The organism is Bradyrhizobium sp. Leo170 (genome assembly GCF_004296405.1).
Lineage (GTDB): Bacteria > Pseudomonadota > Alphaproteobacteria > Rhizobiales > Xanthobacteraceae > Bradyrhizobium.
Genome location: NZ_PSRR01000822.1, coordinates 1 through 708 on the forward strand (window position 1 = coordinate 1; position 708 = coordinate 708).

General features: G+C 64.0%; 1 protein-coding gene. It reads right to left on the reverse strand.

Annotated features, from left to right (window positions below; all coding sequences use genetic code 11):
• Nucleotides 1-708: phosphohexomutase domain-containing protein (locus CWO89_RS44915; RefSeq protein WP_502702961.1), on the reverse strand; the 708-nt coding region annotated here is incomplete at both ends.

Sequence of the window (708 nt, forward strand, 5' to 3'; positions counted from 1 at the left end):
ATGCGGCGACATGGTCGGCGACGACCAGGTCTTGGGCAGCGCGTTCTTCAGGTCGGCCATCGACCTGCCGGGCGCGCGGTCGAGCATCTCGCAGATCGCGATCGCCGAGACCAGGCCGTCGTCATAGCCGCGGCCGAACGGCTTGTTGAAGAAGAAGTGGCCGGACTTCTCGAAGCCGGCGAGCGCGCCGAGCTCGTTGGTGCGGCGCTTCATGTAGGAGTGGCCGGTCTTCCAGTACGCGGTCTTGGCACCTTGCTTTTGCAGGATCGGATCGGTCATGAACAGCCCGGTCGATTTCACGTCGACCACGAATTGCGCATCCTTGTGGATCGCCGACATGTCGCGCGCCAGCATCACGCCGACTTTGTCGGCGAAGATCTCCTCGCCGGTGTTGTCGACCACGCCGCAGCGGTCGCCGTCGCCGTCGAAGCCGAGGCCGACATCGGCCTTGTGCTGCAAGACCGCATCGCGGATCGCGTGCAGCATCTCCATGTCTTCCGGGTTCGGATTGTATTTCGGAAAGGTATGGTCGAGCTCGGTGTCGAGCGGGATCACCTCGCAGCCGATCGCCTCCAGCACCTGCGGTGCAAACGCGCCGGCGGTGCCGTTGCCGCAGGCGGCCACCACCTTGAGCTTGCGCGTCAGCTTCACCCGATTGGTGAGGTCGGCGATGTAGCGCGCCGGAAAATTCTCGTGGAATTGATACGC